Here is a 26,845-nt window from a genome sequence, read left to right as displayed (position 1 = left end):
GGCGGGCGGCCGGGCGGAGCCCGTCCGCACGGTGCCGGGTTCGCGGTCCGGTGCGGCGGAACGTGCTGGGTGCGCGCTTGTAGCGGGGGCAGGGCGCGCGGAAGCTCGCACGGGGTTGTGAGGTGCGCGCGGTGCGGCCTGGAGGCGCGGTGCCGGTCGTGCACCGCGCCTCCTGTCCGCACGGTGCCGGGTTCGCGGTCTGGTGCGGTGTTGCGGGCTGGGTGCGCGCTTGTAGCGGGGCACGGTGCATGGAAGCTCGCACGGGGTTGTGAGGTGCGCACGGTGCGGCCTGGAGGCGCGGTGCCGGTCGTGCCCCGCGCCTCCTGTCCGCACGGTGCCGGGTTCGCGGTCCGGTGCGGCGTTGCGTGCTGGGTGCGCGCTTGTAGCGGGGCACGGTGCGCGGAAGCCCGCACGGGGTTGCGAGGTGCGCACGGTGCGCACGGTGCGCACGCGCACACGAGCACGCGTACACACGCGCCACCGGTCAGCGACGGGACGCGATCAGGTCGTCCTCGATCTCGGCGTCGGTCTTCGGCTTGGCGTCCTTGCGGCGCTGCCGCTCCTGGGCGCGCTCGCGTTCCTCCGGGTCGTCCTGGTTGAGGTTCCGGTACTCCTGCACCATCACGTAGGCCAGGAACCCGAAGCCGCCGGCCGCGAACAGGAACCACTGGATGAAGTAGCTCAGGTGCAGGCCGGTGTCGGCGGTGGGCCGTTCCCAGCCGAGCGGGCGGGCCTCGGTCGGGGCGGGGGACTCGGACGCGAGTTCGCCGTACGCGCCGGTCCAGATCGGGGTGTCGACCTTCTTCGCGACGTCCGCCAGGGTGACCGACTGCACCTGGTCGGTGTGCGCGGGGTCGGAGCGGCCGGGGATCCGGGGCTCGCTCTGCTGCAGGCGGACGATCGCCGTCACCTCACCCGACGGGGGAGCGGGCACGTGGTCGGGGGCGTCCTGCGCGTTGCCGGTGGGGACCCAGCCGCGGTCCACGATGAACGCCCGGCCGTCGTCGGTGACCAGCGGGGTGAGGACCTCGAAGCCGGGTTGGCCGTTGTGCACGCGGTTGCGCACGAGCAGCTGCGCGTCGACGTCGTACCGGCCGGTCACGGCGACCCGGAGCCACTCCTGCTCGTCTTGCCAGCTCGAGGCCGTCGGCAGCGCCTGGTCGAGGGGCACGGGGGTGTGGTCGTAGTTCTGGGCGACCTGCTCGTTCTGGCGGACGGCCTCGTTCCGGCGGTCCCACTGCCACATGCCGAACAGCGCGCAGACGATCGCGAACGCCACGGCGATCGCGAAGTACCCGAGCCAGCGACGACTGCGGACGAAGTGCCAGCCGACGAAGGGCTCGTCCGGGTCCTGGGCGGGACGGTCGTCGGCCGGCACGGACCGACGGGCGTGGTCGGCGGCGCGCTGCAGCTTGGCTGCGTGCTTCCGGCCGTACCGGGAGTGCGGGTCGAAGTCGTCGGTCATCGACCGGTGCCGGTGGAGCGCACCCCGACGTCGTTCTTCGGCGACGATGCCGGGTCGCGTTCGTCGTCGAGCCGGTCGACGTCCTCGTGCATGCCGGTGACGCGCACCGGGAAGGTACGGGACCGCAGGTAGTCGGCGAGGAAGTCGCGGTGCTCCTCGCACGCCGCCCAGATCTTCACGCGGTCGGCGGAGTGGATCCGGGGGTTGCGCCAGTTGACCCGCCACGCAGCGGTGTTCGAGCAGCCGGCACGCGAGCACACGGGGGTCGAGCCCGGCTCGGTGTGCAGGTCGAACGTGGCCCCCATCAGCGGTGCCCCCACATCTTCGAGCGATCGCCGTTGCGCTGCCACTCGTCCTGCGCGTGCTGCGCCTGCTGCCGGAGGCGGTCCTGCTCGTCGCGGTAGGCCTGGGCGCGGTCCTCTTCCTGCTGCTCCCGGAGGCCGGGGTCGACCGCGTCGTAGAGCTGCATCGCACCGGCGGGGGAGATCATGTCGCTCTCGGTCCGGCTGCCCGCGTTCGCGACGATGACGGCGACCCAGGGGATCACGGCGGCGAGGACGATCGGCACGACGGCGATCCAGGAGTGCCAGATGGAGTAGACGAGCACGGCCACGACGAACAGGACGACGCGGATCGCCATCTGCCACACGTAGCGGGACAGGCGGTGCGCCCGGTCCAGCTCCGGCGAGTCCGGGAGCGTGGTGATGCTGGTGTGCGTGCTCTTCATACAGATGGTCTCCGTCTACCCGTGGTCAAGCCTAAGCCTCCGCGACCGATCGTGGGTGCGCCGCGCGCGAACGGGCTGTCGTGGTGGCTCCGGTACGCTCGTCCGGGCGTGTCCGCCGACCCGTCGGCACGACACGACCGCACACCACCACCGAACGGAGCGACCATGAGCACCCCCCGTACCGTCCTGATCACCGGCGGCAACCGCGGCATCGGCCACGCCCTCGCCGAGCGCTTCGTCGCCGCAGGGCACCGCGTCGCGGTCACGTCGCGGAGCGGACAGGGCGGACCCGAGGGTGCCCTCACCGTGCAGGCCGACATCACCGACACGGCGTCGGTGGACGCCGCCTTCACGCAGGTCGAGGCCGAACTCGGCCCGATCGAGGTGCTCGTCGCGAACGCCGGCATCACGAACGACCAGCTGCTGCTCCGCATGTCCGAAGACGACTTCACGAGCGTCGTCGACACCAACCTGACCGGCACGTTCCGCGTCGTCAAGCGCGCCACCAAGGGCATGATGAAGGCGAAGTTCGGCCGCATCGTGCTCATGTCGAGCGTCGTCGGCGCCTACGGCCAGATCGGCCAGGTCAACTACGCGTCGTCGAAGGCCGCCCTGGTCGGCATGGCCCGCTCGATCACCCGCGAGCTCGGCTCGCGCGGCATCACCGCCAACGTCGTCGCACCCGGGTTCATCCAGACCGACATGACGGCCGCGCTGTCCGACGAGCTGCAGGCCGAGTTCAAGAAGGCGATCCCGGCGGCCCGCTACGGCACCGTCGACGACGTCGCCGACGCCACGCTGTTCCTGGCGAGCGACGGGGCCGGGTACGTCTCGGGTGCGATCATCCCGGTCGACGGCGGCCTCGGGATGGGCCACTAGCCGCCCGGCCTGGCCGGCCTGGCCCGAGTCTCGGCCTGAGCGACACTGCTCGGGCCGCGCGGGCCGAGAAGTGTCGCCGTGCGCGAGACTCGGCTGCGAGGAGCGGACGGGTCAGCCGCGCAGGCCGAGCGTCGCGAGCACGGCGGACAGGTCGCGGTCCACGACCGCGACGTCCGCCTGCTCCCGCACGCGCGGCTTCGCGTCGAACGCCACCGCCAGGGCGGCGACGCGCATCATCTCGAGGTCGTTCGCCCCGTCGCCGACCGCGACGGTGCGGGACGCGTCGACGCCGTCCGCGGCCGCCCACTCGCGCAGGGCGACGGCCTTCGCGTGCGCGTCCACGACGTCGCCGAGGACGCGTCCTGTCAGAACGCCGTCGGTCACCTCGAGCCGGTTCGCCCGGCAGTGGTCGAGGCCGAGCTGCTCGGCGAACGGGTCCAGGACCTCGTGGAACCCGCCCGACACGACACCGACGGTCCCGCCGGCGGCGTGCACGCCGCGGACGAGCTGGTCGGCTCCCCGCGTCACGCGGACCGCCTGCTGTGCGCGTCGGAAGACGTCGACCGGGAGGCCCGCCAGGGTCGCGACACGCTCCCGGAGGCTCTCGGCGAAGTCGATCTCCCCGCGCATGGCGCGCTCCGTGATCGCCGCGACCTGTGGCCGGGTCCCGGCGGTGTCCGCCAGGAGTTCGATCACCTCGTCCTCGAGGAGGGTGGAATCGGCATCGAGGACGACGAGGAAGCGGGGCACGCACCAACGGTACCGACAGGAGGACGCACGGCCCGCGTCCGTGACGCGAGCCGTGCCTCCTGACCGTCCGTTCGTCGGTGTCGACGTGACCGGCCGACGCTACGCGTCGACGCGGACGCCCTTGCCGACCACCGTGATGCCGGACTCGGTCACGGTGAAGCCGCGAGCCTCGTCGGCCTCACGGTCGACGCCGACCTGCGCGCCCGGTGCGATGACGACGTCCTTGTCGAGGATCGCCCGGTTCACGACCGACCCCGCACCGATCGTCGCCCGCTCGAACACGATCGAGTCGAGGACCTTCGCACCGGAGTCGATCCCGCACCACGGGCCGATCATGCTGCGCTCCACCTGCGCACCCGACACGAGGCAGCCGAGCGACACGAGCGAGTCGACCGTGGAGCCGGTGTTGCCGTTCGCGTCCCGCACGAACTTCGCCGGCGGCAGGTTCGTCTGCTGGTTGAAGATCGGCCAGTCCTGGTTGTACAGGTTGAACACCGGCACCGGGGCGATGAGGTCCATGTGGGCGTCGAAGAACGAGTCGATCGTCCCCACGTCGCGCCAGTAGTACTTGTCGCGGTCGGTGGAACCGGGGACCTCGTTGCGCTGCAGGTCGTACACGCCGGCGTCGCCGCGGTTCACGAAGTCGGGGACGATGTCGCCGCCCATGTCGTGCGCCGAGGTCTCGAGCTGGCCGTCGCGCAGCACCGCGTCGACGAGGGCGTCCGCGTTGAACACGTAGTTGCCCATCGACGCGAGGACCTCGCCGGGGGAGTCGGCGAGCCCGACGGGGTCCTTCGGCTTCTCGAGGAAGGCGTCGATCTTCGTCGGGTCGTCGGGGTCCACCTGGATGACGCCGAACTGGTCGGCCAGTTCGATGGGCTGCCGGATCGCCGCGACGGTGGCGCTGCGGCCCGAGGCGATGTGCGCCTCGACCATCTGGTGGAAGTCCATCCGGTACACGTGGTCGGCGCCGACCACCACGACGATGTCGGGGCGCTCGTCGCGGAGCAGGTTGAGCGACTGCAGGATCGCGTCGGCCGACCCGGCGAACCAGCGCTTGCCGAGCCGCTGCTGCGCGGGGACCGACGCCACGTAGGACCCGAGCAGGCCCTCCATGCGCCAGGTCTCGGCGACGTGCCGGTCGAGACTGTGCGACTTGTACTGGGTGAGGACGACGATCTTCTGCAGACCGGAGTTCACCAGGTTCGACAGCGCGAAGTCGATGAGACGGAAGTTCCCGCCGAACGGGACTGCGGGCTTCGCCCGGTCGGCCGTGAGCGGCATGAGCCGTTTCCCCTCGCCGCCAGCGAGCACGATGCCGAAGACCTTCTTTGGAGCCATGCCGCTCACAGTAGGCGTCAGCACTGGGAACCGGTTACGTTGATCCAGTGCGAGTCGATCTGCTGACCAGGGAGTATCCGCCGGAGGTCTACGGCGGTGCGGGTGTCCACGTGTCCGAACTCACCGCTGCGCTGCGGTCGGGGACGGACACCGACGTCCGTGTCCGGGCGTTCGGGGCCTTCCGCGACGAAGCCGACGTCTGGGGGTACCGGACGCCGGCCGGTCTCGAGCAGGCGAACGGCGCGCTGCAGGCGCTCGGCACCGACGTGGCCATCGCTGCCGACGTCGAGGGTGCCGATCTCGTGCACTCGCACACCTGGTACGCGAACTCGGCGGGCCGGATCGCGCAGCTGACGTACGGCATCCCCCACGTCGTCACCGCGCACAGCCTCGAGCCGCTCCGTCCGTGGAAGGCCGAGCAGCTCGGTGGCGGCTACCGCCTGTCGAGCTGGATGGAACGCGAGGCGTTCGAGAACGCCGACGGTGTCATCGCGGTGTCGAAGGCCATGCGCGCCGACATCCTGCGCTCGTACCCGTCGATCGACCCGTCGAAGGTGCACGTCGTCTACAACGGCATCGACATCGACGCCTGGAAGCCGCAGGTCGACGAGGACGCCGTCCGTGCCCTCGGTGTCGACCCGTCGCGTCCCAGCGTGGTGTTCGTCGGCCGGATCACCCGTCAGAAGGGGCTGCCCTACCTGCTCCGCGCCGTGGCCTCGCTCCCCGAGGACGTCCAGATCGTGCTCTGCGCCGGCGCGCCGGACACCCCCGAGATCCTCGCCGAGGTCACCGGGCTGGTCGAGGGCCTCCGCGAGCAGCGCGAGGGCGTCGTCTGGATCGACCGGATGCTCGCGCACGAGGAGATCGTCAACGTGCTGTCCTCGGGCACCGTGTTCGTGTGCCCGTCGATCTACGAGCCGCTCGGCATCGTGAACCTCGAGGCCATGGCCTGCGGGATCCCCGTCGTCGGCACCGGCACCGGGGGCATCCCCGAGGTCGTCGCGGACGGGTTCACCGGCCGCATCGTCCCGATCGACCAGGCGCAGGACGGCACGGGCACCCCGACCGACCCCGACCAGTACGTGGCGGACCTGGCGGCGACCCTCAACGAGGTGCTCGCCGACGAGGGGCTCGCGAAGCTCATGGGCCGCGCCGGACGCCTGCGCGTCGAGTCGGAGTTCACCTGGGACGCGATCGCCACCAGGACACGGCAGGTCTACGACGAGGTGCTCGGCCGGAACCCGTAGGCTGGTCGCATGCCCTCGGTCGTGCGCTTGTCAGACGTCTCCGTGGTCCGCAACGGGGCCACCATCCTCGACTCGATCTCGTGGGAGGTGCAGGACGACGAACGCTGGGTCGTGCTCGGCGCGAACGGTGCCGGCAAGACCACGTTGCTGCAGGTCGCCGGCGCGCAGACGTTCCCGACCTCCGGTGACGTCGAGGTGCTCGGCACCGAGCTGGGCGGCGCCGACCTGTTCGAGCTCCGCCCGCGCATCGGCTTCGCCTCGACCGCACTGGCCCGCCGCATCCCGGTGACCGAGAAGGTCATCGACGTCGTGCTGACGGCCGCGTACTCGGTCACGGGTCGCTGGAACGAGGAGTACGAGGAACTCGACGTCCGCCGTGCCCAGCGCGTGCTCGAGGAGTGGGGCCTGGGCTCCTTCACCGACCGCACCTTCGGCGAGCTGAGCGACGGCGAGCAGAAGCGCGTCCAGATCGCCCGCGCCGTCATGACCGACCCGGAGATCCTGTTCCTGGACGAGCCGGCCGCCTCGCTCGACCTCGGCGCCCGCGAGAGCCTCGTCCGCACCCTCGGTGGCTACGCCCAGAGCGCCGACTCACCGGCCATCGTGATCGTCACCCACCACGTCGAGGAGATCCCCGCAGGGTTCACCCACGCCCTGGTGCTCGCCGACGGCCACGTGCAGGCCGCCGGACCGATCGACGAGGTCCTGACCGACGAGACCCTGACCGAGGCGTTCGGCATCGCGCTGTCCGTCACGAAGGACGCCGGCCGCTACACGGCGCGCGCGTCGTAGCGCTGCGATCGTGCCGTCCGTCTGGTAACGTTGACGGCTGGCGCAAGCCGATGACTTCCCGCGCATCTCGCGCAATCCCACCACCGCTACCGCTATCGAGGAAACTCCATGAAGACCGACACCCACCCCGAGTACCGCGCCATCGTCTTCCGTGACCTGGCCTCCGGTGAGACCTTCCTGACGCGTTCGACCGCGAACAGCGACAAGACGATCGAGCTCGACGGTGCCACCTACCCGGTGATCGACGTCGAGATCTCGTCCGCTTCGCACCCGTTCTACACGGGCAAGCAGCGCATCCTCGACTCGGCCGGTCGCGTCGAGAAGTTCAACCAGCGCTTCAAGGGCTTCTCCAAGTAAGCAGACCCACAGCACGTCGGAACGGGCGGTCCTCCTTTGGGAGGGCCGCCCGTTCATCCTCGGTGGAGCAGGAGCAGGAGCAGGAGCAGGAGCGGGAGACGCAGACCAGCAGGAGACCGGGATCAGCTGGCGGGTACCGGTACGTCGGCGACGGCACGTGCGGCGAGGCCGATGATCTCCTCGCCGGCCAGGACCCCTGACGACCGCGTGACGAGCAGGTGCGGCGCCGTCCACCCCGCCGCGTGCAGCTCACCGTGGGCCGGCCGGATCGCGACGTCGGCTGCGGCGAGCATGTCGCGATCGAGCAGTGAGTCGCCTGCCGCGACGACCCGGGTGGCGCCGAGCCGCTCCGCGACGGCCGCCAGGGCCCGCTCCTTCCGGATCGCGACCGGGACCGCGTACAGCTTCCGACCCTGCACCGACACCGTCCAACCCTGCTCGGCGAGGGTCGCCGCCAGGTCGGACACCGCGTGGTCCGGGAGTTCCGTCCGCTCGAGCACGGCGTAGACGAAGAGGTCCTCGGCGCGGTGGTTGCGGAGCAGTGCCGCCGCGGGGAGCCCGGCGAGCACGAGCGCCTCGGCCGTCTCGAGCGGAGCCGAGGTCGCGTCGATCTCGTCCCGGAGCGCAGCCGTCCAGTCGTCGTCGGGCCTGCCGTCGTGGAGCAGGACCGCGCCGTTCGTCGTGACGGCCCATCCGGCGGCAGGCAGCGGGAGCCGGATGCGCCGGTACTGCGCGACCGTCCGGGTGGTGACGGGCACGACCGCGGCGCGCTCGGCGAGTGCGGCGAGGGCGGTGTCGGCGGCCCGGGTCATGAACGACAGCGGCGCGTGCCGGTAGACCTCGGTCACGACGAGCGCCGGAGCGGTCTCGTCCGGTCCGTCGAGCAGCAGTGCCGCGGCCGAGTAGACGAGCGTGCGGTCCAGGTCGAAGCCGACCAGCGCGGTCACGCCGCACCACCCGTGGCGGCGTCGGCGACAGCGGTCCGTACCGTGGAACCGGCCACCCGGCTGCCGAGGGGGTGGATGAGCCCGACGCAGCTGTAGGCCAGGTCCGGCCGGGTCAGGACGGGGACGCCGCGCTCCCGTGCGAGGGCGACGACGTGGGCGATGTCGAGGTCGTCCGGGTCGCGGACGAGCACCTGCCACGGCACCCGGCGGAGCAGCACGCGCGTGGTCTCGCCCACACCCGGCTTCACGAGGTGCAGGTCGTCGATGCCGAACTCCGACCCGATCGCCTCGACGGTGCGCATGCCACGCCAGTCGACCTCCTGCGAGCCATCGGTTGCACGGGTGGCCACCACCGCGTCGACGCGGTCGCGGACGGCGTCGAACTGCTCGGCGATCGCGGCGACGAAGGCGCGGGAGTGGTCGCGGGGTGCGAGGTCGCGGTACTGCTTGGCGCCGTGGAAGGTGCCGTCGGGGGTCAGGGTGGGGTTGCGCACGGTGCGGGACACCAGCCCGGACACCGTCGAGTTGAGACAGGCCGACGGGACGAGGTAGTCGTCACGGGTGCCGTGCAGGGGCGTGCAGCCCGCGGGGTCTGCCAGGACGGCGAGGTCGTCGGGGAAACGGACACCGTCCGAGGCCGCGAAGCGGTCCAGGGCCTCGGTGAGCTCGCGGGTGATGGCGCCCTTGCCCGTCCACCCGTCGACGAAGACGACCTGGCTCGGGTCGTGGTGGGCTGCGAGCCAGCGGAGCGCGGTCTCGTCGACGCCGACGCCGCGCACAATGCTCGCCGTGTAGTGGGGGAGGCGCAAGCCGTGGTGTACCTCGGCCCAGCGGCGCACCAGGATGCCGATCGGGGTCCCCGCCCGTGCCAGGGACACGAGCACCGGCTGTGACCGGCCGCGCAGGATCAGCTCGGTGACGATCCCCACGGCCTCGGCGATGCGTGCAGCGGACCGGTCGAGGGCGTCGCGGTAGAGCGCCTCGTACTCGTCCGACGGGACGTACTCGACGGGCAGCGACTCGGCGTAGTTCGCGCCCTCGAGCTGGATGGCCCGCTCGCGGTCCGCCGTGTCGGCCTCGAGTGCCGCGCCGGCCAGGTCCTGGAGCAGCCACGTGACGTCGTCGGGTTCGTACGAGCCGAAGGACGGCCCGGTGAGCGGCCGCGGGACGCGGGAGCCGTCGTGCAGCTCGAGCGGCGCGCTCACGAGGACGACGGTGGGCGCCGCGGTCAGCAGGGCGGCGAGGAGGCCGTCCGGTCCGTCGAGCAGGCTGCGTTCGGTCCCGGGTTCGGGCAGGACCACGATCGCGTCGAAGCCGTGCACGTTGTACGCGAACCGTTCACCGGGTCCGTCGACGGTGGCGTCGTGCGACCGGAAGCGGACCCCGGATCGGATCGGCCAGGCCGGGTCGTCGAGGACGGCGACCGGGGACCTCGTGGTGGTCGAGAACCGCACGTCGGCGTCGGACTGCCGCCGGATCGCGTCTGCGACCACGAGCGGCGTGTGCATGTGCTCCTCGGTGCCGAGCACCAGGACGCGACGCGGAGCGTCGCCGGGGTCTCCGAGCGCCGCGACGACGTCGCGTGCGATCCCCTCGACGTCGGTGCGGGGGAGCCGGACGCGGCGTGCCGGCGTGCCGGCACGGTCGACGGCGGTCGGCGGTGCGGTCACGATGGTGACCGTGGTCGGACGGGAGGCGCGGGTCGGGGCCGCCACGGGCCTCCCGTCCGACACCCCACCGGTCTCGGTCCGCGGCGCCTCGGACCGGTGCCGTGCGTCCGTCGGTGCGAGCGCGTGGGCCGCGACGACCGCGGAGGCGGTGCGGGCGAGGTCGGCCGGCAGCACGGCGTCGCCGCGGCCGAGCGCGACCACCGTGACGGGCGTCCCGATCTCGGCCGCGAGGGCCTCGGTCGCCGCGACGTCCGCCGCAGAGCGGAGGTCGATGAGACCGGCGACCACCCAGCGCCGCTGCGGGGCGAGGGCGTGCAGTGCGCGGATCGTCGCGCGCGCGGTGGCACCGGTGCTCAGCTCGTCGTCGACGAGCACCACCGTGCCCGCACCGGGCAGCCAGTCGGGGTCGGTGGGCAGCAGGCGGTGTGCGGTCGCGTGGGAGTGGGCCTCGTCGAACCCGGCGGCGGGCACCGCGCCCGGCGGGTCGTGCCGGGTGGAGTGCAGGTACGCGGCTCCGAGCGCCTCGGCGACCATCGCGCCGAGCGCGGTCGCCGTCTCGGCGAAGCCCAGGACGAGCGCGTCCGGGTGCTCGGGGCGCAGCGCCGCGAGGTCCGTCCGGAGGGTGGTCGCGGCGTGGTGCACCGCGAGGGTGCCGTGGTCCTCGCCCCCGGAGCCCGCGCCGGGGGCCGTCGCGCGGTCCGGTCCGTCGGCGGCCGCGGCTGCGCGGACGACGCGCTCGAGCCGGGCGGCGGCGGTGGTGTCCCAGCGCGACCCGCCGTCGAGGACGTCGGCGACCCGTGCGGCCAGGGCCTCGCCCGCCGCCAGGGCGACCGCGGGGACGGTGGGCAGGTGCTTCGCGAGCACTGTGGAGACGAGCAGGTGCGCTCGCTGCGGGTTCCGACGCAGTGCGATCCGGGCGAGGGCGCCGAGCGGCACGGACGGAGCGGCCGCCGTCGCCGGGGCGTCGGCGAGGGCGACACCGAGGTCGGCGGGGGAGGGCGGGGCGTCGGTCACGGCAGGCTCCGTTCGAGCACGTCGACGAAGGTCACGTCGGGGTTGGCGACACCGAACGCCCGGGCGCGCAGGACCGTGCGTTCGGCCCAGTCGTGGTGCGGTTTCATCTCGTTCATCTTGTTGCCGTAGCGCGAGGCGGCGACACCACCGTCGACGTTCGCGAGGACGTCGGTCGCGTCCGAGAACTCCTCGTCGCTGACCACCGACATCGCGTGCACCAGGGGCACGTGCCGGGGGTGGATGACGGTCTTGCCGGTCAGTCCGTTCGCGCGGTCGAGCGTGACCTCGCGGAGCAGGCCGTCGAAGCCCTCGAGCAAGAGCTGACGGCGGAGCGCGAGGTCGCCGGCGACCTCGAACGGCGTCGCCCGCAGCTGGGTGCGGAACACGCGGTCGGAGTCGGGGTAGTGCTCCCACACCGGGCCGCTGACGACGAAGCCGTCGCGGGCACGGCCGAGGACGTTGACCACGTCACCGATGACCGAGGCGAGCACCTGCACCTCGTACGCGGTCAGGTGGGACGGGCGCCGCAGGCCGAACACGCTCGACAGGTCCGTGGCGCCGATGCGCAGCGCCAGGACGTCGCGGCGGCGCGCCAGGAGCAGGTCGCGGAGGGCGGCGAGCGCCTCGGTGCGGGTCTCGCGGTGCATGATCGACGGTGACTCGAGGATCGGCATGACCAGCAGGCGGCGGTGTTCGGGACGGCCGGCGTTCAGGTCGTCGAGCACGTCGAAGTAGCGGGATCCGCTGTCCGGGGAGTCCTCGAACTTCGGCAGGACGAAGCCCGTGAGCACGTCGAGCAGACGGTCGCCGAAGCGGTCGGTCAGTCGTCGGAGGTGTCCGGGGTCGCGGACCCGCAGGAAGAGCTGGGGGAGCGTGGCGTCGTCCGCGTCCTCCTGCAGGGCGCGCAGGGCGTCCTCGACGTGGGTCTCGGCGACGGGGAGGTCGGCGTCCGCGACGGAGTCCTCGAGGCAGAGCACGATCGACCCGGCGCCGAGCGCGGTCTGGCGCCGCACGTCGTGCACCAGGTCCGGGCGGATCGCCGGCGTGTAGAGCGTGGCGCCGAGGGCGACCGCCCGCAGGCCCTGGTCGCTGTCGCGGCGGACGTCCTCCGGCGGGTGCAGGAACAGTTGGTCCTGTCCGTCGAGGTGGGCGAAGTGGCGCATGGGTCAGACCCCCGGGACCGGAGTGGACAGGACGAACCCGAAGGCGGCGAACACGTCGCCGTCGTGGGTCGCGCGAGCGAAGGGCTCGGCGCGGAGTTCGAGCTCCCCGTCGACGACGGAGAGCGCGAGCACGGTCATGGTGTCGGGGGTGCCCTCGGCGACGCCGACCGTGGTGCCGTCGTGCAGGGAGACGACGAGCCGTTCCGTGCCGCGGGCCATGAACAGCGCACGTCGGAGCTGTCGGACGTGTCGGAGGGACACGAGTGCGGTGCCGTCCTCGAACCCGACGAGGGGGCGGTTGCCCGCCGTGACGACGCGACGGCCCGCTTCGGCGCCGGCGGCGGTGGTCGCGCCGACGGTCCAGTCGACGGTCTCCCAGGCCGCGCTCGTGCAGCCGGTGACGGTGAGCGCACCCACGGCGGACCGGCGGCGGTCGATGCGGACCACGGGGTCGTCCGGGCCGAGCAGGCGGACGGCCCGGGGATCAGGGGCGGGGAACGGGCGGACACGACGTGCGAGCTCGGCGCGGCGGCGGAGCACCCGCTCGGACGGGCCTGCGGGCGCTGCGGAGCCCGCAGGGGCTGCGGTGCCGACGGGGGTGGACGGTCCGGCGGGCCGTGGTGCCGTGCCCGCCGCCGGTGCCGCGGGCGCGGCCGACGTGCGCGGGGGCAGCACCGTCGACGTGTGGCTCGGTGTCGCCGAGCGACCGGGGGCGGTCGTCGTCCCAGTGGACGCGGCCTCGGCCACGGGTCGCCGCCGTCGCCGCAGGTACGGGTGCCCGGACGTCATCGGGCGCGGCCGATGCCGTGGTCGGTGCGCAGCCCCGTCAACCCCGTCGTGTAGCCCTGGCCGACCGCGCGGAACTTCCACTCGGACCGGTGGCGGTACAGCTCGCCGAGGATCACCGCGTCGATGGTGTGGTTCCGATCGGAGGGCAGGTCGAAGCGGACGAGTTCACGGCCGTCGGACGATCCGACCCGGATGGTCATCGAGCGGACCGAGCCGAGGTCGCGAGGGGAGCGCGGGTCCGGGTCCAGGTAGACGGCGAAGACGATCTTGTCGACGGCGTCCGGCACACTGACGAGGTCGACGTCGATCTCCTCGTCGTCGGAGTCGTCGAGGAACCGCACCGACGCGTCGGCGCCGTCGAGCTGGTTGAAGAACACCAGGTCCTCGTCGGAGAGCACCTTGCCGTCGTCGCCGCAGACGATCGCCACCGGGACGAGTTCGGCGGACGGGCCCCGGCTCGCGATCTGGTCCCAGGCGATGCCCACGACGACCGCGTCCAGACCGGGGTTCTCGGCCGTCAGCGCCGCGTTCGCGCCCGGCACGAGCCGCCCGGTCACGAGTCCGCTCCGCGGAGTCGGAGACCCGGGTCGCCGTCGCCGAGACGGTCACGGAGGAACCGTCCGTGGGTGGAGAGCTCTGCGATGGCTCCGCTCCTGATCTGTTCGTGCATGTCGTCGACGGTCTCGGCGACGACGTCGAGCTGTTCGGTGAGTGTGCGGGTCGCCGCGCTGTCCTCGGTGCGGTCGTCGTCCGGCAGGGACCGGTAGGTCCGGACCGGGGTGGGCAGGTAGTCGTCCACGATGGCCTGGAAGAGGAACCGCTGTTCGGTCGAGGCCCCGCGTGCCACCACCGTGCCGGCCGCCTCGCGGAGCAGGTCCTCGACGTGTCGGATCCGTGACGACACGACCGTGGGCAGCTCGGCCCCGGCGGCCCGGACGAAGGCGCGGAGGTCGTCGAGCCCCGCCGCAGCCGCGGCGTCGTCCGACTGCCCGCCGGCTCCGCGGACGTCGATGCGCGCAGCAGCGGCGGCAGCCACCGACGCCGGTGTGGCATCGGTGGCCGTCGGTTCGCGATCGTCGTCGCGGCCGAACAGCGCGCGCAGACGGTCACGCACCGTGGTCGGCCGTTCGGGTCATCGGCTGATCGAGCGCGGGTCGTCGCCGGACTGTCGCGCGCGCTCCAGGTAGGGCTTCGCACGCTGGATGCCGGACTCGAGCGCCGTCACCGTCGAGGCCATGTTCTGTGCGGCTTCGGAGCGGAACGAGTCGATCGCGTCCATCGTCTGGAAGACGTTGTCGAACGCACGCTCCAGCGTCTCGACGCTGACGCCGGAGTTGGTCGCCTGCTGGTGGATCCGCGTGGTCTGATCGCGCAGCATCTCGCTGGTCTGCAGGATCATCGCGTTCGTGGTGTTGTTCACGGCGTCGATCTGGTCGAGCACCATCCGCTGGTTCGCGAGCGCCTGGGCGACCACGACGGCAGTCCGGAGCGCCGCGATGGTCGTGGTCCGCGCACGCTCGACACCCTTGATGAGCTCGGTGTTGTTCTTCCGGACCAGGTCCATCGCGAGGTAGCCCTGCACCGAGACGGCGAGCTGCGTGAGGATGTCCTGGTGGCGCTGGCGCACCGGGAAGAGGACGTCGGACTCGAGCTTCTGCGCTTCGTCGACGCGACCGCCGTTCCGCAGGGACTCGACCTTCGTCACCGTCGCCGCGTCGAGCGCCTTCGCGAAGACGGCGTACTCGCTCAGCTGCTGCATGGTCTCCCACAGCTGGACCTTCTCGTCCGCCAGGGTGGCGTTGTCCTTGCGGAGCTCGTCCTGGCCGGCCATGAGCGACTTGATGATGTGGTCGAGCTGCGTCTGCGCCGACTCGTACTTCTGGAAGTACTTCGCCAGCTTGTTGCCGCCGGGGATGAGCCCGAGGATCTTGCGACCGGTGCTGAGGTCGGCCTGGTTCGGCGTCAGGTCCTCGACGGTGGAACGCAGGTCACCGAGCGTCGTCGCGACCTTGACCTGCGCGCTGTCACCGGTCCGCTTGGCACCGGCGACCGACGTCTGCGAACGCTCGAGCATCCGTGACGAGAACCCGCCGGACCGGGCGATCTCGACGCCGCCGATCGAGGTGATGCCGTCGACCTTCTCGGTGAACGCCGGCGAACGCGGGTCGAGCGAGGCGACCTCGTCGACGAACTCCCGCGCCTGGGCGGCGATCTGGGACTGCCGCTCCGGGTCGACCGGCACCATGCCCGGGGCGTCGTCCGGGGTCACGACCTCGGCGGATGCTGCTGGGCGGAGGACGAGGGCGTCCTCGGTCGGGTCGGTCGGTTCCGGCGGAGCGAGCGGTCCGGGCATGGCTGGTTCTCCTGGTCTGGGTGCGGTCGTCGGCGTCGGCGGGTCAGCCGAGCTGGATGCCGAAGTCGGTGGCGATCCCGGCGAGGCCCGTGGTGTAGCCCTGCCCGACGGCGCGGAACTTCCACTCGGCACCGTTCCGGTAGATCTCCGAGAAGATCATCGCCGTCTCGGGGGCGGCGTCCTCGGAGAGGTCGAACCGCACGATCTCGGTGCCGTCCTGGTCGAGCACCCGCGAGTACGCGCTGCGGACCTGGCCGAAGTTCTGACCGCGGGCCTCGCCCTGGTCGATCGACACGACGATGACCACGCGGTCCACGTCGGCGGGCAGCGACGTCAGGTCGATGCTGATCTGCTCGTCGTCGCCGTCACCCTGGCCGGTACGGTTGTCGCCCTTGTGCTCGACCGATCCGTCGGCGCTGCGCGGCTGGTTGTAGAAGATGAAGTCGGCGTCCGAGCGCACCTTGCCCGACGCGCTCAGCAGCAGTGCCGAGGCGTCCAGGTCGAACTGCTCGCCCGTGGTCGTGCGGGGGTCCCAGCCGAGACCGACGGTGGCGACCGTCAGACCGGGGCTGGTCTTCGTGAGCGAGAGGTTGTTGCCCTTGGTGAGGGTCAGTCCTGCCATGGTCGTGCCTTTCAGTCGGTGGGGACGGTCAGTCGAGGACGACGCCGTAGTCGGTCGCCACGCCGCGGAGGCCGGAAGCGTACCCCTGGCCGACGGCGCGGAACTTCCACTCCCCGTTGTACCGGTAGATCTCCGAGAAGATCATGCCGGTCTCGGATGCGGCGTCCTCGGTCAGGTCGAACCGCACGACCTCGTTCGCGGTCTCGTCGTTGACGACCCGGCAGAACGCGCCACGCACCTGTCCGAAGTTCTGGTGGCGGGCCTCCGCCTGGTCGATCGTGACGACGATCACGACGCGTTCGACGTCCGGAGCGACGGCGTCGAGGTCGATGAGGATCTGTTCGTCGTCACCGTCGCCGTCGCCCGTGCGGTTGTCGCCCTGGTGGACGACGGAACCGTCGACCGACTGCAGCTGGTTGTAGAAGATGAAGTCGTCGTTCGACCGCACGCGGCCGTTCGCACCGACCAACAGCGCCGAGGCGTCGAGGTCGAACTGCTCACCCGCGGTGGTGCGGGGATCCCAGCCGAGGCCGATCATGGCCCGTCGGAGGCTCGGGTCCGTCTTGGTCAGGGAGAGGTTGTTGCCCTTGGAGAGGGAGAGGGTCGCCATGTGCGGTGTGTCCTTCCCGCTCAGAGCGCGGCGGACGCCGGTGCGACGAGGTCCTGCACGGTCCGGCCGTTCGCGCGCTCACCGATGGCGCTGAAGGACCATCCGGTCCCGACGCGGGACACCTTGGCCATGACCATCGCGGTGTGCGGCCCGGAGTCGGTCAACTGGTAGCGCGCGACCTCGGGGGTACCGGCCGTCGAGTCGTCGACCACCCGGCAGAAGGCGTTCTGCACCGTGTCGAACGTCTGGCGGCTGTAGCTGCTGATCACGAAGACGATCTGCGCGACCGAGGCGTGGACCGCCGACAGGTCGATGCGGATCGTCTCGTCGTCACCGTCCCCGGCACCCGTGAGGTTGTCACCGGTGTGCTGGGCCGAGCCGTCCTTGCTGCGCAGCTGGTTGAACCAGACGTAGTCGATGGGCGCGCCCTGCACGTCGAAGAAGATCGCCGACGCGTCGAGGTCGACCTCGGCCTCCTTGCGGCCGCCGAACAGCCCCCGCTTCGTCGCGACGGCGTCCCAGCCGAGCGCGAGGCGGACGCGGGACAGCGCGCTGCCGTCCTGTTTCGTCAGTGAGAGCGACTGACCCTTCTGGAGGCTGAGACCCATGGCGGTGACCCTTTCGTGGCGTGCTGGAGTGGGGGTTTCGTGTGTCGGACCGGGTCAGCGCGAGAGCATCGCCGGCTCCGCGGGAGTGGGGTGGTCGGCCTTGCGACGGTTGCGGACGATCGACGACACGAAGGCCGCGAGGATGAAGACGACGCCGATGAGCCCGGTCACGATCTCGTTGACCTCGGTCGTGATGGTGACGAGCAGGATCACGGCGAGCGCACCGATGGCCCAGTGCGCGCCGTGGTCGAGGTACTCGAACTCGTCGAGCGTGCCCTGTCGCACGAAGAACACCGTGAGCGACCGGACGAACATCGCGCCGATCAGCCCGAGACCGAGCGCGATGATGATCGGGTCGGCGGTGATGGCGAACGCGCCGATGACCCCGTCGAAGGAGAACGACGCGTCGATGACCTCGAGGTACAGGAAGAGCAGGAACGCGGCACGACCGGTCACGTGGCCGAGCCGGCGCTTCGAGACGATGCGACCCGCTTCGGCGTCCATCTCGTCGGCGCTCTCGAACGAGTTGCCGTCGTCGTCCGGGTCGCCGACGTCGAACAGGCCGCCGAGGCCCGTGACGAGGAAGTACGTCACCAGCCCGGCGATCCCGGAGACGAGGACGATCGCCTGGTGGTCGCCCGACGTGACGCCGAACAGGGCGAGGAGTGCGAGGGCGACCACGACGTTCACCATCGGCAGACGGCCGAGGAAGTGCAGCGGGCGCTCGAGCCACTTGAGCCAGAGGATGTCGCGGTCCTCGAACATGAAGTCGAGGAAGATCATGAGCAGGAACATCCCACCGAAGGCGGCGATCTGCGGGTGCGCCTCGTGGAGCAGGTAGGCGTAGGTGCCCGGCTCGTCGATGGGGCCCTTCTCGAGCGCGAGCTGGATCGACTCGACCGGGCTGAGGTGTGCCGTGACGGCCACGATGAGCAGCGGGAAGACCACGCGCATGCCGAACACGGCGATGACGATGCCGACCGTCAGGAACATCTTCTGCCAGAACGGGCTCATCCGCTCGAGGATGCGGGCGTTGACCACCGCGTTGTCGAAGCTGAGGCTGATCTCGAGCACGCCGAGGATCAGCGTGATGACCACTGCGCTCCAGCTGCCGTAGATCAGCGCCGTGGCGAGGGCGAGGACGGTGATCACGAGTGACCACCCGAAGGTCTTCAAGAACACGTGTGCTGATCTCCTGTTGGTGCTTCGTCCTGCATCGGTGCGGGACGGATACCGTGATCTGCCCCCGCTGAGATGCTACATGCCCGCGGAGGCGTTCCGGTGGGGCCAGCGACCATCAGCCACGAACGAGGGGTCGCGCTTCTTGCGCATGTACTCCTGGAACGAGCTCGCCTGCTCAGCGCACCACCCGACCTGCTTGCGGTGGAGCTCTTCGGCCGAGATGCCGAGTTCGTCCTGGTACTTGCCGGCGATGGCCTGGGCGACCCGCCCGGCCGCGATCGCGTCCGCACCCGCGTCGTGGGCGTCGTCGAGGGTGACGCCGTACAGCTCGGACGCCGCCTCGAGCGTGCGCTTGCCCTTGCGGAACGTGTCGAGGGCCTTGTCGATGACGAGCGGGTCGACGACGTTGCCGATCACGGGGGACGCGAAGCCGTGCCGTTTTGCCTCGCGGTCGAGGACCGTCAGGTCGTACGGCGCGTTGTAGATCACCAGCGGGATCCCGCGGGCGAACACGGCCTCGATCGCAGCGATGACCTCGGCGACGACCTCGGCGGCGGGACGCCCCTGGGCCTGGGCGCGCTCCGTGGTGTAGCCGTGCACGGCCGCGGCGCCCTCGGGGATCGCGATTCCCGGGTCGGCGATCCACGCGCCCTCGGCGATGGAGGTTCCGGTCATGTCGATGAGGCCGACGTGCGCCGTGACGATCCGCGCCGTCTCGACGTCGACACCGGTGGTCTCGAGGTCGAAGACGCCGAGGGCGTGCCACCAGGGTCGCCCGGAGAGGTCCTGCGCCGGGGCGGGCGTTTCGAGCTGTGCTGTGGGGAACGTCACGCGGTCAGGCTAACGGGACGCACCGACACCACCCGCGCTACCCGACCGGCGCGCCGACGTGCAGCCAGTAGAACGACTGCGTCCCGAGGGTCAGGGTGACCGTGCCGTCCTCGTCGAACGCGGGGAACGAACCACCGCCGAACAGGTCGTAGAGCGGACGACCGGCGAACTCCGGGGCCGACACCGTGACGGACGTCGGGTTCGTGGCGAACGAGAACACGCACAGGACGTCCTCCGCAGACGGCCCGAACTGCTGCCCGGACCCCTCCCACGAGCGCACGAACGCCAGCACCGACTCGTTCGAGGTCTCCTGCACGTGCAGCGTGCCCAGCCCGAAGACCGGGTGGGCCTTCCGCACGTGGATGACGTTGCGGATCCAGTGCAGCAGCGAGCGCGACTGCGCGAGCTGCGCCTCGACGTTGACCTGCGCGTAGTTGTAGACGAGCGACTGCACGACGGGCAGGTAGAGCTTGCCGGGGTCCGCGGTCGAGAACCCGGCGTTGCGGTCGGGGGTCCACTGCATCGGCGTGCGGGACGAGTCGCGGTCGGGCAGCCAGATGTTGTCGCCCATGCCGATCTCGTCGCCGTAGTACAGGAAGGGCGACCCCGGCAGCGAGAACAGCAGCGCGTGGATGAGCTCGAGCTCGGCGCGCGAGTTGTCGAGCAGGGGAGCGAGGCGGCGCCGGATGCCGATGTTGGACCGCATCCGGGGGTCGTAGCCGTACCACCCGTACATCGCCTGCCGGTACTCCTCGCTGACCATCTCGAGCGTGAGCTCGTCGTGGTTGCGCAGGAACACGCCCCACGCGGCGCTGTCCGGCACGTCGAGCGTCTCGGACAGGATCGCCGCGAGCTCCTTCGCGTGCTGGGCACGGAGCGAGTAGAAGATGCGGGGCATCACGGGGAAGTCGAACGCCATGTGGCACTCGGGCTCCTCGTCGGTGCCGAAGAACGCGGCGGTCTCGCGCGGCCACTGGTTCGCCTCGGCGAGCAGCACGCGGCCGGGGTACTCGTCGTCGACCATCGCGCGGAGCTTCTTGAGGAATTCGTGCGTCTCCGGCTCGCCCTCGCCGTTGCCTTCTTCGGAGGCGAACAGGTACGGAATCGCGTCGAGGCGCAGGCCATCGACGCCCAGGTCGAGCCAGTGCCGCACGACGTCGTACACGGCCTCGACCACTGCCGGGTTCTCGAAGTTGAGGTCGGGCTGGTGCGAGAAGAACCGGTGGAAGAAGAACTGACGGCGGACCGGGTCGAACGTCCAGTTCGACTCCTCGGTGTCGACGAAGATGATCCGGATGTTCGAGAACTCCTCGTCGGTGTCCCGCCAGACGTAGAAGTCGCCGTAGGGGCCGTCTGGGTCCTCGCGGGACTGCTGGAACCACTCGTGCTGGTCGCTGGTGTGGTTGATCACCATGTCGATGACGATGCGCATGTTCCGCTCGTGCGACTTCGTGACGAGTTCACGGAAGTCATCGAGCGTGCCGAACTCGGGCAGGATCGCCTTGTAGTCACCGATGTCGTAGCCACCGTCGCGCATCGGCGACTGGAAGAACGGCGGCAGCCAGAGCGCGTCGACGCCGAGCCACTGCAGGTAGTCGAGCTTGCCGATCACGCCCTGCAGGTCACCGATACCGTCGCCGTTCGAATCGACGAACGAGCGGATCATGCACTCGTAGAAGACCGAGCGCTTGTACCACTGCGGGTCGAGCGTCAGGCCGGGCAGCTGGATCGGGGCTGTGAAGGTCACCGTGCTCCTCGTCGAAGGTCCACGGGCCTCGTCGAGAGCCCGCCCCGGACACGATAGGCGCGCGATGCTCCGGGTGTCCGGGGTTTCGTGCGGATGTCTTCGTAGACTGGCGCCGATGCAACCGCCCGTGCTCTCCCCGTACCAGTCGCTCATGGCCGCCACGCCGGTGGTCCACCGGTCCGTGCAGGTCGACGGCCGCACCACGCACTACTGGGAGTACGGGCCGTCGGACGCGACGCAGACCGTCCTGGCGGTGCACGGCTTCCGTGGCGACCACCACGGCCTCGAGACCATCGCCGCGCACCTGGGGGGCGTGCGGGTGATCGTCCCCGACCTGCCCGGCTTCGGCGTGTCCGACCCGTTGCCGGTGTCCGGCATCGAGTCGTACGTCGCCTGGTTGACCGCGTTCCACGCGGCGCTCGGGCTCGGGCGCGACGCCGTCGTGCTCGGTCACTCGTTCGGTTCGATCGTGGTGTCCGCCACCGTCGCCGCGGGGCTCGACACCCGGCTGCTCGTCCTCGTGAACCCGATCGCCGCCCCCGCGCTGCAGGGACCCCGGGCGGTCGGCACCGGGATCGCGATCGGCTACTACCGGGCCGGCGCGGTGCTGCCGAAGCCGATCGGGCTCGGCATCCTGCGGAACGCCGCCATCGTGCGGGTGATGAGCATCGCGATGCTCAAGTCCCACGACCGCGGGATGCGCCGCTGGGTGCACGACCAGCACGACCGCTACTTCTCGGCCTTCGCGAACCGTACGAGCGTGCTCGAGGCGTTCCGCACCTCGGTCAGCCACGACGTGTCCGAGTACGCGGACCGCATCGAGGTGCCGGTCCTGATGATCGCCGCCGAGCACGACGACATCACGGCGGTGCCGGAGCAGCGCGCCCTGGCCGCACGCCTGCACGATGCCGAGCTCGTGGTCATCCCCGGCGTCGGGCACCTGGTGCACTACGAGACACCGGCACCGGCCGCCGCCGCCGTGCTGCGCCGGATGGCGGACACACCGGCGCGCCCTGGACGCGGCCGCGCTGCCAAGGCGGGCCGACCGGCGGGCGCGGGACGGGCCTCCAGGGCGACCGCGACGACGGCCGGCGCGACCGAGGAGATCGACGCGTGACGCGCCTGCGCATCGGCATCGACTGCCGCTACGTCCGCATCGGCCGCCACGACGGCATCAGCCGGTTCACCGCCGGGGTCGCCTGGAACCTGCCCGACCGGCACGACTTCGTGCTGCTCGTCCACGACGAGCGCCAGCTCGAGTCCCTGCCGCGCGACCTGCCGTGGGAGCTGCTGCCGGCGCCGACCGACGCGGGGGAGCCGCTCGTCGCGCGACGGGTGAACCGGCTCGGCCTCGACGCGGTGTTCTCGCCGATGCAGACGATGGGCTCGCGGGGGCGCGACTACGCGCTCGTGCTGACGCTGCACGACCTGATCTACTACCGGAACCGCACGCCGCCGCGGGAGTTCTCGTGGCCGCTCCGGCTCGGGTGGCGCGCGTTCCACCTGTCGTGGGTGCCGCAGCGGTTCCTGCTGAACGGTGCCGACGGGGTCGTCACCGTGTCGGAGACGACCGCCGGGCTCATCGCCGAGCACCGGCTGACGAGGCGTCCCGTGACGGTGGCGTACAACGCCGCCGACCCGGCCACACCGCGGGTGGCCGGCGCACCGCGCGACCGCTCGCTCGTCTACATGGGTTCGTTCATGCCCTACAAGAACGTCGAGACACTGGCGGCCGCGCTGCCGCTGCTCGGGGCGGACTGGACCCTGCACTGCATGTCACGGGTCTCGGACGCCGACCGCGCACGGCTCGAGGGGCTCGCACCGGCCGGCGCGATCGTGTTCCACGACGGTGCGACCGACGAGGAGTACCTGTCCGTGCTCCGGTCGGCGACTGCCCTGGCGACCGCGTCGTACGACGAGGGCTTCGGCATCCCGCTGGTCGAGGCGATGGGCGTCGGTACCCCGGTCGTGGTGAGCGACATCCCGATCTTCCGCGAGATCGGCGGCGGTGCGGCCGAGTACTTCGACCCGGCCTCGCCGTCGGCGGTCGCTGCTGCGGTGCGGCGGGTCGAGGAACGGTGGGACGAGGCCTCGGCGCAGTCGGTCGAGCGGGCGGCGCGGTTCCGGTGGCAGGACTCGGCGGAGCAGGTGGTGCGGGCGGTCGAGCGGGCCGTGGCCGACCGGCGCGCGCGGTAGCGAGGCGCGTCGGTCGATGCGACACGACATCGTCGATGTCGTGCGACATCGGATTCGTCGTTCTGCGTCGGCCACACGACCGGCCGACCGCTACTTCGCCGCGACCACCTCGACGCTCGCCCCGGGGAACACCTTGTGCGTCTCCTCGGTCACCCGCGCCACGATCGGTGGGACGGCAGCCCCTCGTCCCGGGGTCTCGACGGTGATCGACTGGTCGGCGGCGCGGTCCGACGGGGTGCCACCGCGTTCCCACGAGCAGCGGACGGCCGTGACCCCGCCGATGTGGTCGAGCGTGTCCGCCAGCACCAGGCGCTTCGCCGTGACCGCACGGGAGTCGGAGACACCCACCTCGAGCGTGCCGAGGTCGGCGATCGCGACGACCCGGACGCCGTTGCCGCCAGCCGAGTCGGTCGCACGGCTCAGGGCGTCGACGAGGTCGGTCCGGGCGGCGGCGTCCAGCGACGGGTCGGCCGTGATCGTCGCGGTGGCGTCGTAGCTCGCGAAGCCGGTCTTCTCGGCCCGGTGGTGGCGGACCTTGGTGACGCCCGGCACGTCGGCGAGCCGGTCGTCGAGCCGGTCGAGGGCCATGTCCGGCCGGGGGAACACGCCACCGATGCCGTTCTGCACGCTGCCGATGATGGTGCCGAGCACGAGGGCGATCACCCCGGCGACGACGACGGTGCTGCCGCCGATGACGAGCCAGGTGCGGGCCCGTTGTCCCATCGTGCGGGTCTGCACGCTGGCGGTCTCGGGGCCGAAGGCACGGTCGAGGTCGTCGTCCTGCTGGTCGGCTTGCCAGCCACCCGTGTCGGTTCCGTCGGTCACCATGTCGCCCCCTGGTTCGGGTGCGTCGGAGCCTAGTCGCAGGACGGCCGTACCGTCCGCGCACTGCGTTGCCCGGAGCCCGACCAGCGTGCCGTCCGCGGCAGGCGCTCGCACAGCGCGCCGTCGGGACGCTGCGGCCGGCGCTCGCTCAGCCCCGGCGTTCCAGCGGGTTCTGGTAGTCGAACGCGTACCGCCCGGGCCCGTCCGAGACGTCGTCGATCGGGTCGTCGAACCGGACGAGCTCCGCGTGGAAGCGCTCGGGGTCCCAGCGGAACGAGTGGATCGAGCCGTTGCGGATCGGGGTGGCGTGCCGATCGGCGGTGCCGGGCGCCGCTTCGTTCACCACGCTCCGGATCACCGCACCGTGGGTGGCGACGACCACGACCCCGCCGTCGAAGCGCACCGCGATCTCGCCGAGCGTCTCGGTGATGCGGGCGAGCAGCGCCGACCGGGACTCGCGCCCCGGGATGTCGTCGTGCGGGTACCGGGCCGTGACCTCGGTGTCGGTGAGTCCCTCGGCCTCGCCGTACGAGCGTTCCGCCAGCCCGGGGTACGTGGTGGGCGCTGCCAGTCCGAGGCGGTCGGCGATGATCGCCCCGGTCTCGGCGGCGCGGGACAGCGGTGAGGCGACGACGGCGTCGAACCGCCGGCGGGCGAGGAGCTCGGCGGCGTCGGCGGCCTGTCGCCGTCCGGTGTCGTTGAGCGGGATGTCGGTGGAACCCTGGATGCGGCGCTGCGCGTTCCAGTCGGTCTCACCGTGCCGGACCAGGTACAGGAGCGTCGTCACCCGTCGATCATCCCAGACGGCTGAGCGGACCCCGCGGGCGCGGACCCCGCCGCCCCCAGCCGTTCGGCCAGGTGCACCAGCGTCTCGGTCGTCCCGCCGTCGAGCTTCACGGCTGCGCGGCGGTCGCTGCGGGTGGCACCGCGATTCACGATGACCACGGGGTTCTTGCGGCGGGCAGCGTGGTCGACGAGCCGCACGCCGGAGTTCACGGTCAGCGACGACCCCACCACGAGCAGCGCTTCGGCGTCGGCGACGATCGACACGGCCTCGTGGAACTTCTCGGTCGGCACGAACTCGCCGAAGAACACGACGTCCGGTTTGAGCATCCCGCCGCACACCGAGCAGTCGGGCACCACGAACCGTTCGACGTCGGTGATCTCGACGTCGCCGTCGGGCTGCAGCTGCACCGAGCCGGGCTCGTCGATCCACGGGTTGGCGCGGTCGATCGTCGTGGCGAGGTCGGCGCGCGAGAACACCTGCCCGCACGTCAGGCAGAGGGCGCGGTCCATCGACCCGTGGATCTCGACGACGCGGCGCGATCCGGCACGGAGGTGCAGACCGTCGACGTTCTGGGTGATGACCCCGGTGACGACACCCGCCTGCTCGAGCGCGGCGAGTGCCCGGTGTCCCTCGTTCGGCCGGGCAGCGGCGAAGCTGCGCCAGCCGAGGTGCGAACCGGCCCAGTACCGCTGCCGCTTGGCGGCGTCCGATCGGAACTCCTGGAACGTCATCGGCTTGCGCACGACGCGTCCGGCGCCGCGGTAGTCGGGGATGCCGGAGTCGGTGCTCAGGCCGGCGCCGGAGAGCACGGCGAAGCGCTTGCCCGCGAGCACCTCGACCACGCGGTCGAGGTCCGCTGCGGTCGGCGGACCGGTCGGCGCCCCGGTGGGCGGTCCGGTCGTCGACGCAGCATCATCCAGCACCCTGTTCACGGTACCCTCAACAGCCGACCGTCCCGGTCGCTTCCCGACCGGCACGCCAGTCGCGACGCCAGCCGCGACGCCAGCCGCGAAGGCAGCCGCCACACCGGCCGCGACGCCAGCCGCGACACCAGCGCGTCACCGGCCGGCCCACCACCTGCGCCACACCGAAACGAGCCCCGTGCACCCTGTCCGCATCGACTCCCTCGACGACCCCCGCCTCGACGACTTCGCCCGTCTGACCGACGTGGCCCTCCGCCGGGTGAGCGAACCGGAGGGCGGCCTGTACATCGCCGAGTCGAACACGGTCATCGAGCGCGCGGTCCGTGCCGGGCACGTCCCGCGGAGCATCCTGGTGCAGGAGAAGTGGCTCGACAGCGTCCTGCCGCTGGTCGCCGACCACGACGGCCCGGTCTTCGTCGGTCCCGATGCCCTGCTCGAGGAACTCACCGGCTTCCGCATGCACCGTGGCGCGATCGCCGCGGTGCAGCGTCCTGAGCTGCCGACGGTCGCCGAGGTGGTGCGGGGCGCGAAGCTCGTCGTCGTGCTCGAGGACATCGTCGACCACACGAACGTCGGAGCCGTGTTCCGCAGCGTCGCCGGTCTGGGCGCCGACGCGGTCCTGGTCAGCCCGCGGTGCGCCGACCCGCTGTACCGCCGGAGCGTCCGGGTGAGCATGGGCACGGTCCTGCAGATCCCGTGGACCCGGATCGGCGAGTGGCCGGCGGCGGGCGAGGAACTGCGTGCGCAGGGCTTCCACCTCGCCGCGATGGCGCTCACCGACGAGTCCGTCGACCTGGCCGAGTTCGCCCGCGACGTCCCGGGCAAGGTGGCGCTCGTCATGGGCACCGAGGGGCAGGGGCTGACGCCCGCCGCGATCGCGTCGGCCGACACGACGGTGCGCATCCCGATGGCGCACGGCGTCGACTCGCTCAACATCGCCGCGGCGAGCGCCGTCGGACTGTGGGCGGTCACCCAGGCCCAGCGGCTCGCCTCCTAGCGCCGCGACGAGCGGACCGGGAG

The 26,845-nt window shown here is 71.5% G+C and carries 28 protein-coding genes; 7 read left to right on the top strand and 21 right to left on the bottom strand.

Translation table 11 applies throughout. The features are described from left to right. Positions 1–484 precede the first annotated feature (484 nt). Genes KZI27_RS11600 through KZI27_RS11590 form a run of 3 tightly spaced genes read right to left on the bottom strand, consistent with a single transcriptional unit; the run spans position 485 to position 2,192 of the window. Complete coding sequence (locus tag KZI27_RS11600) at positions 485–1,465, bottom strand: SURF1 family protein (RefSeq protein WP_222657768.1); 981 nt, start codon at positions 1,463–1,465, stop codon at positions 485–487. After that, positions 1,462–1,770, bottom strand: a complete 309-nt coding sequence (locus KZI27_RS11595) for a hypothetical protein (protein ID WP_374114431.1) — start codon at positions 1,768–1,770, stop codon at positions 1,462–1,464. Before KZI27_RS11595 ends, KZI27_RS11600 begins: the two co-directional genes overlap by 4 nt. Beyond that, complete coding sequence (locus KZI27_RS11590; RefSeq protein ID WP_123312561.1) at positions 1,770–2,192, bottom strand: DUF3099 domain-containing protein; 423 nt, start codon at positions 2,190–2,192, stop codon at positions 1,770–1,772. The genes KZI27_RS11595 and KZI27_RS11590 overlap by 1 nt, the downstream gene beginning before the upstream one ends. Before the next feature lie 165 nt (positions 2,193–2,357). On the opposite strand from KZI27_RS11590, the gene fabG reads away from it, so the two are divergent. Next, positions 2,358–3,071, top strand: coding sequence for a 3-oxoacyl-ACP reductase FabG (gene fabG, locus KZI27_RS11585; RefSeq protein WP_027465673.1), 714 nt, complete (start codon positions 2,358–2,360; stop codon positions 3,069–3,071). A gap of 111 nt (positions 3,072–3,182) precedes the next feature. On the opposite strand, the gene serB is transcribed toward fabG, so the two are convergent. Both serB and glgC read right to left on the bottom strand, forming a co-directional pair. Continuing rightward, a complete protein-coding gene (gene serB, locus KZI27_RS11580; RefSeq protein WP_222657767.1) occupies positions 3,183–3,821 on the bottom strand; it encodes a phosphoserine phosphatase SerB in 639 nt (212 codons plus the stop codon). Between the two features lie 99 nt (positions 3,822–3,920). Continuing rightward, a complete protein-coding gene (gene glgC, locus KZI27_RS11575) occupies positions 3,921–5,162 on the bottom strand; it encodes a glucose-1-phosphate adenylyltransferase (protein ID WP_222657766.1) in 1,242 nt (413 codons plus the stop codon). A 47-nt stretch (positions 5,163–5,209) separates the two neighbouring features. Between glgC and glgA the strand changes: the two genes are divergently transcribed. The 3 genes from glgA to KZI27_RS11560 all read left to right on the top strand — a co-directional run bounded on the left by glgA (position 5,210) and on the right by KZI27_RS11560 (position 7,558). Next, entirely contained in the window at positions 5,210–6,409 is a 1,200-nt protein-coding gene (glgA, locus tag KZI27_RS11570) for a glycogen synthase (protein WP_222657765.1), read from the top strand. 9 nt (positions 6,410–6,418) lie between these two features. Further along, the gene (locus tag KZI27_RS11565) at positions 6,419–7,201 is read left to right on the top strand and encodes an ABC transporter ATP-binding protein (protein WP_123312566.1); all 783 of its coding nucleotides are present in this window, start codon (positions 6,419–6,421) and stop codon (positions 7,199–7,201) included. A gap of 108 nt (positions 7,202–7,309) precedes the next feature. Next, positions 7,310–7,558, top strand: coding sequence for a type B 50S ribosomal protein L31 (locus tag KZI27_RS11560; protein ID WP_017887280.1), 249 nt, complete (start codon positions 7,310–7,312; stop codon positions 7,556–7,558). 122 nt (positions 7,559–7,680) lie between these two features. Here KZI27_RS11560 and KZI27_RS11555 read toward each other — a convergent pair whose 3' ends face one another. From KZI27_RS11555 to treS, 13 genes are all read right to left on the bottom strand, one after another. Beyond that, positions 7,681–8,505 (bottom strand): HAD family hydrolase, encoded by an 825-nt coding sequence (locus KZI27_RS11555; protein ID WP_222657764.1) that lies wholly within the window; start codon positions 8,503–8,505, stop codon positions 7,681–7,683. Then, positions 8,502–11,189 carry a phosphoribosyltransferase domain-containing protein gene (locus KZI27_RS11550; RefSeq protein ID WP_222657763.1) on the bottom strand — a complete coding sequence of 896 codons (2,688 nt, stop codon included), beginning with the start codon at positions 11,187–11,189 and terminating at the stop codon, positions 8,502–8,504. Before KZI27_RS11550 ends, KZI27_RS11555 begins: the two co-directional genes overlap by 4 nt. Continuing rightward, positions 11,186–12,352, bottom strand: a complete 1,167-nt coding sequence (locus tag KZI27_RS11545; protein ID WP_222657762.1) for an HpcH/HpaI aldolase/citrate lyase family protein — start codon at positions 12,350–12,352, stop codon at positions 11,186–11,188. The genes KZI27_RS11550 and KZI27_RS11545 overlap by 4 nt, the downstream gene beginning before the upstream one ends. Positions 12,353–12,355: 3 nt before the next feature. Beyond that, positions 12,356–13,141 (bottom strand): hypothetical protein, encoded by a 786-nt coding sequence (locus KZI27_RS11540; RefSeq protein ID WP_222657761.1) that lies wholly within the window; start codon positions 13,139–13,141, stop codon positions 12,356–12,358. Continuing rightward, positions 13,138–13,698: a TerD family protein gene (locus KZI27_RS11535; protein WP_222657760.1), complete on the bottom strand. Its 561-nt coding sequence runs from the start codon at positions 13,696–13,698 to the stop codon at positions 13,138–13,140. Before KZI27_RS11535 ends, KZI27_RS11540 begins: the two co-directional genes overlap by 4 nt. Then, the gene (locus KZI27_RS11530; protein WP_222657759.1) at positions 13,695–14,255 is read right to left on the bottom strand and encodes a hypothetical protein; all 561 of its coding nucleotides are present in this window, start codon (positions 14,253–14,255) and stop codon (positions 13,695–13,697) included. The genes KZI27_RS11535 and KZI27_RS11530 overlap by 4 nt, the downstream gene beginning before the upstream one ends. A gap of 18 nt (positions 14,256–14,273) precedes the next feature. Continuing rightward, a complete protein-coding gene (locus tag KZI27_RS11525) occupies positions 14,274–15,494 on the bottom strand; it encodes a toxic anion resistance protein (RefSeq protein WP_222657758.1) in 1,221 nt (406 codons plus the stop codon). A gap of 43 nt (positions 15,495–15,537) precedes the next feature. Beyond that, on the bottom strand, positions 15,538–16,116 hold the full coding sequence (locus tag KZI27_RS11520; protein WP_194651331.1) for a TerD family protein: 579 nt from the start codon (positions 16,114–16,116) through the stop codon (positions 15,538–15,540). Positions 16,117–16,144: 28 nt separating this feature from the next. After that, positions 16,145–16,726, bottom strand: a complete 582-nt coding sequence (locus KZI27_RS11515; protein WP_222657757.1) for a TerD family protein — start codon at positions 16,724–16,726, stop codon at positions 16,145–16,147. 20 nt (positions 16,727–16,746) lie between these two features. Beyond that, a complete protein-coding gene (locus KZI27_RS11510; protein WP_222657756.1) occupies positions 16,747–17,334 on the bottom strand; it encodes a TerD family protein in 588 nt (195 codons plus the stop codon). 54 nt (positions 17,335–17,388) lie between these two features. After that, positions 17,389–18,516 carry a DUF475 domain-containing protein gene (locus KZI27_RS11505; protein ID WP_222657755.1) on the bottom strand — a complete coding sequence of 376 codons (1,128 nt, stop codon included), beginning with the start codon at positions 18,514–18,516 and terminating at the stop codon, positions 17,389–17,391. Positions 18,517–18,591: 75 nt separating this feature from the next. Then, entirely contained in the window at positions 18,592–19,347 is a 756-nt protein-coding gene (locus KZI27_RS11500; protein ID WP_222657754.1) for a 3'-5' exonuclease, read from the bottom strand. 37 nt (positions 19,348–19,384) lie between these two features. Then, on the bottom strand, positions 19,385–21,094 hold the full coding sequence (gene treS, locus KZI27_RS11495; protein WP_222657753.1) for a maltose alpha-D-glucosyltransferase: 1,710 nt from the start codon (positions 21,092–21,094) through the stop codon (positions 19,385–19,387). Between the two features lie 115 nt (positions 21,095–21,209). On the opposite strand from treS, the gene KZI27_RS11490 reads away from it, so the two are divergent. Then, complete coding sequence (locus KZI27_RS11490) at positions 21,210–22,211, top strand: alpha/beta fold hydrolase (RefSeq protein WP_222657752.1); 1,002 nt, start codon at positions 21,210–21,212, stop codon at positions 22,209–22,211. Positions 22,212–22,216: 5 nt separating this feature from the next. Beyond that, positions 22,217–23,290, top strand: a complete 1,074-nt coding sequence (locus KZI27_RS11485; RefSeq protein WP_222661335.1) for a glycosyltransferase family 4 protein — start codon at positions 22,217–22,219, stop codon at positions 23,288–23,290. A 90-nt stretch (positions 23,291–23,380) separates the two neighbouring features. On the opposite strand, the gene KZI27_RS11480 is transcribed toward KZI27_RS11485, so the two are convergent. The 3 genes from KZI27_RS11480 to KZI27_RS11470 form a co-directional block, all read right to left on the bottom strand. Next, a complete protein-coding gene (locus KZI27_RS11480) occupies positions 23,381–24,118 on the bottom strand; it encodes a hypothetical protein (protein ID WP_222657751.1) in 738 nt (245 codons plus the stop codon). Positions 24,119–24,263: 145 nt separating this feature from the next. After that, complete coding sequence (locus KZI27_RS11475; RefSeq protein WP_222657750.1) at positions 24,264–24,902, bottom strand: histidine phosphatase family protein; 639 nt, start codon at positions 24,900–24,902, stop codon at positions 24,264–24,266. Next, positions 24,899–25,825 carry a Sir2 family NAD-dependent protein deacetylase gene (locus KZI27_RS11470; protein ID WP_222657749.1) on the bottom strand — a complete coding sequence of 309 codons (927 nt, stop codon included), beginning with the start codon at positions 25,823–25,825 and terminating at the stop codon, positions 24,899–24,901. The genes KZI27_RS11475 and KZI27_RS11470 overlap by 4 nt, the downstream gene beginning before the upstream one ends. 178 nt (positions 25,826–26,003) lie before the next feature. Here KZI27_RS11470 and KZI27_RS11465 point away from each other — a divergent pair, with 178 nt between their 5' ends. Next, on the top strand, positions 26,004–26,822 hold the full coding sequence (locus KZI27_RS11465; RefSeq protein ID WP_222657748.1) for a TrmH family RNA methyltransferase: 819 nt from the start codon (positions 26,004–26,006) through the stop codon (positions 26,820–26,822). Positions 26,823–26,845: the final 23 nt, after the last annotated feature.

Source organism: Curtobacterium sp. TC1, assembly GCF_019844075.1.
Classification (GTDB): domain Bacteria; phylum Actinomycetota; class Actinomycetes; order Actinomycetales; family Microbacteriaceae; genus Curtobacterium.
Note: the sequence above shows the minus strand (reverse complement) of the source record. Positions and strands in the feature narration are given on the sequence as shown.

Coding starts and splice junctions, on each gene's coding strand:
- KZI27_RS11600 (WP_222657768.1), bottom strand. CDS start 1,465: ATGACCGACGACTTCGACCCGCACTCCCGGTACGGCCGGAAGCACGCA.
- KZI27_RS11595 (WP_374114431.1), bottom strand. CDS start 1,770: ATGGGGGCCACGTTCGACCTGCACACCGAGCCGGGCTCGACCCCCGTG.
- KZI27_RS11590 (WP_123312561.1), bottom strand. CDS start 2,192: ATGAAGAGCACGCACACCAGCATCACCACGCTCCCGGACTCGCCGGAG.
- fabG (WP_027465673.1), top strand. CDS start 2,358: ATGAGCACCCCCCGTACCGTCCTGATCACCGGCGGCAACCGCGGCATC.
- glgC (WP_222657766.1), bottom strand. CDS start 5,162: ATGGCTCCAAAGAAGGTCTTCGGCATCGTGCTCGCTGGCGGCGAGGGG.
- KZI27_RS11565 (WP_123312566.1), top strand. CDS start 6,419: ATGCCCTCGGTCGTGCGCTTGTCAGACGTCTCCGTGGTCCGCAACGGG.
- KZI27_RS11560 (WP_017887280.1), top strand. CDS start 7,310: ATGAAGACCGACACCCACCCCGAGTACCGCGCCATCGTCTTCCGTGAC.
- KZI27_RS11545 (WP_222657762.1), bottom strand. CDS start 12,352: ATGCGCCACTTCGCCCACCTCGACGGACAGGACCAACTGTTCCTGCAC.
- KZI27_RS11540 (WP_222657761.1), bottom strand. CDS start 13,141: ATGACGTCCGGGCACCCGTACCTGCGGCGACGGCGGCGACCCGTGGCC.
- KZI27_RS11525 (WP_222657758.1), bottom strand. CDS start 15,494: ATGCCCGGACCGCTCGCTCCGCCGGAACCGACCGACCCGACCGAGGAC.
- KZI27_RS11520 (WP_194651331.1), bottom strand. CDS start 16,116: ATGGCAGGACTGACCCTCACCAAGGGCAACAACCTCTCGCTCACGAAG.
- KZI27_RS11515 (WP_222657757.1), bottom strand. CDS start 16,726: ATGGCGACCCTCTCCCTCTCCAAGGGCAACAACCTCTCCCTGACCAAG.
- KZI27_RS11510 (WP_222657756.1), bottom strand. CDS start 17,334: ATGGGTCTCAGCCTCCAGAAGGGTCAGTCGCTCTCACTGACGAAACAG.
- KZI27_RS11490 (WP_222657752.1), top strand. CDS start 21,210: ATGCAACCGCCCGTGCTCTCCCCGTACCAGTCGCTCATGGCCGCCACG.
- KZI27_RS11480 (WP_222657751.1), bottom strand. CDS start 24,118: ATGGTGACCGACGGAACCGACACGGGTGGCTGGCAAGCCGACCAGCAG.